The sequence below is a fragment of the Microbacterium sp. genome, from assembly GCF_047607465.1.
Classification (GTDB): Bacteria; Actinomycetota; Actinomycetes; order Actinomycetales; family Microbacteriaceae; genus Microbacterium.
This window is the reverse complement of the sequence record NZ_JASGCY010000029.1, coordinates 22,557-28,556: the sequence shown is the minus strand read 5'-3', so window position 1 is coordinate 28,556 and position 6,000 is coordinate 22,557. Positions and strand designations below refer to the sequence as shown.

Below are 6,000 nucleotides of genomic sequence, written 5' to 3'. Positions count from 1 at the left end.
GCGGCGTGCGGTGGGGCACGCTCTCGGCGCTGCCGGGGCCCGCGCACCCGGCCGGTCGGCGCACCGTGCTCGAGCAGGGCGCGATCGCGCTCGCCTTCGGCTGCCTCGCAGACGGCGGGGACGCCGAGTGGTCGCTGCTCGCGCAGAGCGGCATCATCACCGACCTCCTCGGCGCACGGTTCGTCCGCCCCGCCGACATGGTCGCGCGCCTCGCCGCGGGCGGCTTCGCGGTCGAGGGCCGCGTCTGCCACGGCATCGTCGCCAAGGTGGCCGTGTCGGCGAGCGAACTGGCGTACCGGGCGCGGCAGGCCGGGTGCCAGGTGGTGGCAGCACCGGTGGGCGGTGACGTCGTCGCGCTGCTGTCGCTGCCAGCATCCGCTGTTCTCACCGACCAGCTGGCCCTGCGCATCGCCGGCTCCGAGCGCACCGTGTTCGTGGGGCCGGAGGCATCCGATCTGCTCGATCTTCTCGCCTCGCTCCGCGCCGCGCGCGACCTCGCTGCCGGCGACGGGCGTGCGGCGGGGCCGCGGGTGCGGCGCGTCGAGGAGCGCCCGCTCGAGCGCCTCGTCGCATCGCTGCGCGACGACCACCGGCTGCACGCGCACAGCGAGCGGATGCTGGCGCCCCTCGTCGCGCACGACCGCGAGCACCGCGGCGACCTCCTCGACGTGCTGGCGGCCCTTGTCGCGCATCCGGGCAACAGGTCGGCCGCGGCATCCGCGAGCCACCTCTCCCGCTCGGTCTTCTACCAGCGGCTCGCCCTCATCGGCGACCTGCTCGACGCCGACCTCGACGACGGGGAGACGCTCGCTGCTCTCCACCTCGCGGTGAAGGCGCGCCGAAGCACGCGGGTGGACTAGAGAACGCCTTGGGCGCGGGTGAGCACGTCGCGGAGGATCTGCTCGATCTCACGGAACTCGCCGGGTCCGATCGTCAGCGGCGGGGCGAGCTGGATGACGGGGTCGCCGCGATCGTCAGCACGGCAGTAGAGCCCGGCCTCGTACAGCGCGGGGGAGAGGAAGCCCCGAAGCAGCCGCTCGGACTCCGCGTCGTCGAAGGTCTCTCGGGTCGCCTTGTCCTTCACGAGCTCGATGCCGAAGAAGTACCCGTCGCCGCGCACGTCGCCGACGATTGGCAGGTCGTCGAGCTTCTCGAGCTCCGCGCGGAACAGCGGCGAGTTCTCGCGCACGTGGCGATTGAGGTCCTCCTCGTCGAAGATGTCGAGGTTCTCCAGCGCCACAGCGGCCGAGACCGGATGCCCACCGAACGTGTACCCGTGATAGAAGGTCGTGTCCCCCTTCGAGAAGGGCTCGTAGATGCGGTCGCTGACGATCGTCGCCCCGATCGGGGAGTACCCGCTGGTCATGCCCTTGGCGCAGGTGATCATGTCGGGCACGAACCCCATGCCGGTGCAGGCGAAGGTGTGGCCGAGGCGGCCGAACGCGCAGATCACCTCATCGGAGACGAGCAGCACATCGTAGGTGTCGCAGATCTCCCGCACGCGCGCGAAGTAGCCGGGGGGCGGAGGGAAGCATCCGCCCGAGTTCTGCACCGGCTCGAGGAAGACGGCGGCCACGGTCTCCGGCCCCTCGAAGAGGATCATCTCCTCGATGCGGTCGGCGGCCCAGCGGCCGAACGCCTCGATGTCGTCGGCGGGCGCCCCCATCTCCGCTGCGCGGTAGAAGTTCGTGTTCGGCACGCGGAAGCCGCCGGGGGTGATCGGCTCGAACATCGCCTTCATCGCGGGGATGCCGGTGATCGCGAGAGCCCCCTGCGGGGTGCCGTGATAGGCGACAGCGCGGGAGATGACCTTGTGCTTGGCTGGCTTGCCCCGCAGCTTCCAGTAGTGCTTCGCGAGCTTGAACGCCGTCTCCACGGCCTCGCCGCCGCCGGTGGAGAAGAAGACGCGGTTGAGATCGCCCGGCGCCTCGTCGGCGAGGCGGTCGGCGAGCTCGATGGCGGCCGGATGCGCGTAGGACCACAGCGGGAAGAAGGCGAGCTCGGATGCCTGCTTCGCCGCGGCTTCGGCGAGGCGGCGGCGGCCGTGACCGGCGTTGACGACGAAGAGCCCGGCGAGCCCGTCGAAGTACTCCTTGCCCTTCGAGTCCCAGATGCGGTGCCCTTCGCCCTTGACGATGATCGGGACGCCAGAGGCGTCCATCGTGGACTGCCGCGTGAAGTGCATCCAGAGGTGGTCGCGGGCCTTCGCCTGGAGCTCCGCCTCGGTCTGGCTTCCGGTGCCGTTGAGGTCGGCGCTCATCTGGTCCCCCAGTTGTAGAGCTGCTTCTGCAGCTTGGCGTAGATGAAGGTCTCCGTCGACAGCACGCCGTCGATGGTGCGGATGCGGTCGTTGATCAGCGAGAGGAGGTCTTCGTCGTCCTCGCAGATGACCTCGGCGAAGACGTCGAAGGAGCCGACGGTGAGGACGACGTAGTCGACGGCGTCGATGGCCGCGACGGCCTCGGCCACCACACGGGTGTCGCCGTTCACGCGGATGCCGATCATGGCCTGGCGGTTGAAGCCCAGCTGCATCGGATCGGTGACGGCGACGATCTGCATGACGCCGGATTCGGTCAGCCGCTGCACGCGCTGGCGGACCGCGGCCTCGCTCAGGCCGACGACCCTGCCGATGTCGGAGTAGGAGCGCCGTCCGTCCTCCTGGAGCAGCTCGATGATGGTCTTGGAGACATCATCGAGCGAGGGGAGTTTCTTCGCCGGAGCCATGATGCGATCCTCGCATCTTGGATGGGGCGTTGGCAACCGATTCCGAAGAATGCGGATGCTGATTCAGATGAATCCATCTGTCAGGAGTCGACAGGTCCGAGCCAGGCGCTCGCCGCGGTGGCGTGCGCGGACTCGGGGTCGGAGGGGTGGAAGGACCCGGCCAGCACATCGCGGTACAGGCGCGACAGCTCGTTCGAGGCGAAGTACGCGCTGCCGCCAGCGGTGAGCACGGCCTGGTCGACGACGTGCTTGGCCATCGTGACGGCGCGGTGCTTGACGCCGGACAGCAATGTGAACCAGCGCGCACCGTGGTCGACCTGTTCATCGACATCGCGAGCGATGGCAGCGATCTGCGGCGGGAGGGCGTCGTAGGCGAGGCCCATGTCGGCGATCCGCCAGCGGATGTCGGGATCCTGGCTGTACGCGAGACCGGTGCGCTGGGAACGGCGCCTGTGCACGGTCTCGACGGCGAGATCGATCGCGCGGCGGGCGATGCCGGTGTAGACCGATGCCAGGAGGATCTCGAACACGCTGAAGATGCCGAACACGATCGGGTCAGGACTCGGCCCCGGGGCGATCCGGCGGACGACGTGTCCGGCATCCGCCGCCGCACCGTCCAGGCGCGTCGTGCGCGACTGGGTCGCGCGCATGCCGAGGGTGTCCCAGTCGTCGCTCGTGGTGACGGCGTCGGTGCGTTCGACGAAGGCGAAGACGAGCTTCGGGGCGTCGGGGCTCGTCGTGTCGAGGCCGTGCAGGCCCAGGCGGGTCCAGACCGGGGCGAGGGAGGTGAAGATCTTCGTGCCGGTGAAGGCGTATCCGCCGTCGCCGGTGGGCACGGCATCCGTTCCGCTGCCGAAGAGCACGAGGTCGTTGCCCGCCTCGCTGATGCCGAAGGCGAACACCTCGCCGGCGACCGCGCCCGTGTGGACGAACTCGAGTCCGGGCACTCCGCGGTCGGAGAACACCTTGGCCACGCCCGTCCAGACCAGGTGCATGTTGACGGCGAGGGCGGTGGCGGCAGCGGCGGTGGCGAGCCGCTGCTGCAGGAGAGCGGCCTCGGCGAGGCCGAGACCCGCACCGCCCAGCTCCCGAGGGACGAGGATCGAGAGGTAGCCGGCCTCCCGGAGCTCGTCGAGGTCCTGCTGCGGGAACGTGTTCTCGCGGTCGTGGATCGGTGCCCGATCGCGGATGCGGGCGAGGAGGTCGTCGGGGAGGAAGGATGCGGGGTCGAAACTCATGACAGCGCTTCCCGGAGCTGGCGCAGCGACTCCTCTGGCTCATCGCGATGCAGCGAGTGGCCGGCGCCGGCGACGACGCTCATCGTGAACAACGGGTTCGCCGCGAGCACCTCCGCGGCGGTCTCGCCGGTGAAGATGCTGTACACCTCGGGGTCGGCGCCGATGACGTGCGCGGGCACGGCGATGCGGGCGGCATCCGCGCGCACATCCCACGGGCGGTTCTGCGCGCTCGTCTGCTCGACCGCCCAGCGGCTGGAGCGGTGCACGGCGTCGACCTTCAGCTCGATGTCCTGCGGGTGCCAGTGCGGATGCTCGGCGCGCACCGTCTCGATGCGGTTGTCGTCGAACGCGCGCTCCTGGCTTTTGCGGACGATCTTCGCATCGCGCTCTCCGAGCGCGATGGCGGGGTCGATGAGGACGAGCCGCCTGGTCCAGGAAGGGGCGGATGCCGCGGCCGCCGTCGAGGTCGCTCCTCCCAGCGAGTGGCCGATGACGGCATCCCACGATCCGCCCGTCTCCGGGACCGTGGCGGCGAGGTCCGCGGCGTAGGCGGCGATCGTGTAGTCCAGCGACCGGGGTGCGTCGCCGTGCCCGCGCAGGTCGACCGCCGTCGCGTGCCAGCCGTCTTTGGCGAGGGCATCGCCGAAGCGCCACATCAGGGCGCCGGAGGAGCCGAGTCCGTGCACGAGGAGGGCGCGGCGTGCGGAGGCGGGGTCTCCCCACGACAGGCGGGGCAGGGTGAGGGGTGCGGGCATGCGCCCAGCCTACGACGGGGTCGTCGGCACCGGCTCGGTGTCGGGGATCGGGGAGGCGTCGCGATGGCGGAGGTCGGGGAAGGAGCGCACGAACACCACGGCCACGACGAGCCCGACCGCCGCGAACAGGGTGGCGGCGAGGTAGGCGCCGCGCCAGTCGCCGACGTCGACGAGGAAGCCGGCGACGGCGGAGCCTGCTGCGGCTCCGATGAGCTGACCGGTGCTCGCCCAGCCGAAGGCCTCGGCGGTCTCGCTGAACTTCACGCTCGCCGACGTGATGGCGTAGATGACGGCGAGTGCGGGCGCGATGCCGATACCGGCGAGCACGAGGGTCCCGCCGAGCCAGTAGGCGTTCAGCATCACCATCGTGAGCGCCAGGCCGATCGTCACGATCACGAGGCGGCGGGCCATCGCCCACGGTCCGATCGGGATGTGGCCGAACGCGAGTCCGCCGGCCAGGCTCCCCACGGAGAAGACAGCGAGGACGAGGCCCGCGGCGAGGCTGCCGTGCTCGAACGAGGCGACGACGCCGACCTCGACGGCGGCGCAGGCGCCGATGAGCAGGAACCCGATCACCGTCGCCAGCATCACCGGAGGCTTGAGGACGACCTTGCCGAGGGCGTTGCGGCTGCGCGGGATGCGCACCCGGCCGACCTCGGGGGAGAGGATGAACCACGCACCTCCCGCGACGAGGATCGCAGCGACGAGCAGGAGCCCCTCGACGGTGCCCACCTGGGTGGAGACGAAGGTGATCAGCACCGGCGCGAGGATCCAGATGATCTCCTGCAGCGAGGCGTCCAGGGAGAAGAGGGGCGTCAGCTGCGAGGAGGTGACGAGCTTCGGGTAGATCGTGCGCACCGCCGACTGCACGGGCGGGGTCGACAGGCCGGCGAGGCAGCCGAGGGCCATGTAGCCGGGCAGCGTCAGCGGCAGCAGCGCGAGCGCCAGGACGGCGAGCACGCACACCGAGAGGGTGAGGGCGAGCACGCGGCGCATCCCCCAGGCGCCCATCCAGCGGCTGGTGAGGGGGCCGGCGACGGCCTGGCCGACGCTCGTCGCCGCCAGCACGAGGCCGGCTGCGCCGTAGGAGCCGGTCTGCTGCTCGACGTGCAGCAGGATCGCCAGCGAGCTCATCCCGTTGGGGAAGCGCGCGGTCAGCTGGGCGGCGATGATGCGCCCAACGCCGGGCGTGCGAAGAAGGTCCTGATATCCCGGCACCAGACAACGCTACAGCCCGTCGCGGACACCGCGGAACGGATGCGCGCGGCGACACGCCGCGACAC

General features: G+C 70.7%; 6 protein-coding genes. 1 reads left to right on the top strand and 5 read right to left on the bottom strand.

The window, feature by feature from the left end; genetic code table 11:
• On the top strand, window positions 1-860 hold an 860-nt coding region (locus QM568_RS03055; RefSeq protein WP_415135696.1), incomplete at its 5' end, for a helix-turn-helix domain-containing protein.
• On the opposite strand, the gene QM568_RS03050 is transcribed toward QM568_RS03055, so the two are convergent.
• The 5 genes from QM568_RS03050 to QM568_RS03030 all read right to left on the bottom strand — a co-directional run bounded on the left by QM568_RS03050 (window position 857) and on the right by QM568_RS03030 (window position 5,935).
• Complete coding sequence (locus QM568_RS03050) at window positions 857-2,260, bottom strand: aspartate aminotransferase family protein (protein WP_415135694.1); 1,404 nt, start codon at window positions 2,258-2,260, stop codon at window positions 857-859. The genes QM568_RS03055 and QM568_RS03050 overlap by 4 nt on opposite strands.
• Window positions 2,257-2,724: an Lrp/AsnC family transcriptional regulator gene (locus QM568_RS03045; RefSeq protein WP_415135692.1), complete on the bottom strand. Its 468-nt coding sequence runs from the start codon at window positions 2,722-2,724 to the stop codon at window positions 2,257-2,259. Before QM568_RS03045 ends, QM568_RS03050 begins: the two co-directional genes overlap by 4 nt.
• An 80-nt stretch (window positions 2,725-2,804) precedes the next feature.
• Window positions 2,805-3,962 (bottom strand): acyl-CoA dehydrogenase family protein, encoded by a 1,158-nt coding sequence (locus QM568_RS03040; protein WP_415135690.1) that lies wholly within the window; start codon window positions 3,960-3,962, stop codon window positions 2,805-2,807.
• On the bottom strand, window positions 3,959-4,717 hold the full coding sequence (locus QM568_RS03035) for an alpha/beta fold hydrolase (RefSeq protein ID WP_415135688.1): 759 nt from the start codon (window positions 4,715-4,717) through the stop codon (window positions 3,959-3,961). The genes QM568_RS03040 and QM568_RS03035 overlap by 4 nt, the downstream gene beginning before the upstream one ends.
• A 9-nt stretch (window positions 4,718-4,726) precedes the next feature.
• Window positions 4,727-5,935 (bottom strand): MFS transporter, encoded by a 1,209-nt coding sequence (locus tag QM568_RS03030; RefSeq protein ID WP_415135686.1) that lies wholly within the window; start codon window positions 5,933-5,935, stop codon window positions 4,727-4,729.
• Between the last annotated feature and the right edge of the window lie 65 nt (window positions 5,936-6,000).